Source organism: Halomonas sp. BM-2019 (genome assembly GCF_017584085.1).
The window spans coordinates 1,558,583-1,559,660 of sequence record NZ_CP071922.1 but is presented as its reverse complement, the minus strand read 5'-3'; the positions used below and the strand labels follow the sequence as shown (position 1 = coordinate 1,559,660).

The following is a 1,078-nucleotide window of genomic DNA, read 5'->3' as shown; positions in this document are numbered from 1 at the left end:
ATGGTGCTCTACGCCCCCGATGACCCCGAGCGCGAGGTGGCCCGGGTGCGTCCCGGCGCCGGCACCTTCGCCTGCTTCCTCGCCGAGACCATCCCCCACGAGGTGCTGCCCACCCGCCTGCCGCGGGCCAGCATCGCCGGCTGGTTCCGGCGCAACGCCTCCCTCGGCGGCCGGGTGGACCCGGCGCGCTGATGACGGGGCAAGGCGACAGGCCCGAGGGGCCGGCGGCGCGCTGCGCCAAGCTGGAGGCAGAGAAGCGGCGGCTCGAGGCACGCGCCGCGCGCCTCGAGGAGGAGCGGGACCACTACCGGTGGCTGATCGGCGTCTCCGCCTATGAGCTCTTCCACCCGGCGGACCTGGCCGACCTGCTCAACAAGTCGCCACGGGTCTACTACCACGCCGGCTTCTACCAGCAGACCTATCGCTTCCGCGCCAAGGATGGCCACTACGTCTGGTTCGAGACCACCAGCCGCACCCGCCGCGACCCGGCCACCGGCGAGCTGATCGATATCCTCTGCGTCTCCCGGGACGTGGGCCGGCGCCTCCAGGCCGAGGCCAACCGCGAGCGCCTGGCCCGGGTGGTGGAATCCACCACCGACCACGTGCTCTTCATGGATGAGCAGGAGCGGCTCTTCTACGCCAACGAGGCCGCCCGGCGCCTGCTGCGCCTGCCCCGGGAGGGCACCGCAGCGACCCTGGCCGACGCCTACACCGAGGGCTCCCTGGGCGAGCTGCGCGACCTGGTGCTGCCCGCCGTGGCCCGCTACGGCTCCTGGAGCGGCGAGCTGGCGATGCGCGGCCCCGAGGGGCCCGTGCCGGTGCTCAGCGTGGTGATGGCCCACCGCGGTCCGGGCAGCGAGCCGGGCCATGTGTCGCTGCTCAACCGCGATATCAGCCTGCGCAAGGCCGCCGAGGCCCAGGCGCGCCGCCATCAGGAGCAGATCGCCCACGCCAACCGCCTGGCCACCACCGGCGAGCTCGCCTCCAACATCGCCCATGAGCTCAACCAGCCGCTGGGCGCCATCGCCAACTACGCCAGCGGCGCCCTGCTCAAGCTCGACGCCGCCCCCGACCAGCC

2 protein-coding genes are annotated in these 1,078 nt (G+C 73.4%); both read left to right on the top strand.

From position 1 onward, the window contains the following. Positions 1 to 192 (top strand): 2OG-Fe(II) oxygenase (locus tag J5F18_RS07860; RefSeq protein ID WP_346301717.1); only part of this gene is annotated, 192 nt, incomplete at its 5' end. Next, positions 192 to 1,078 (top strand): PAS domain-containing protein (locus J5F18_RS07855; RefSeq protein ID WP_346301716.1); only part of this gene is annotated, 887 nt, incomplete at its 3' end. The genes J5F18_RS07860 and J5F18_RS07855, both read left to right, overlap by 1 nt.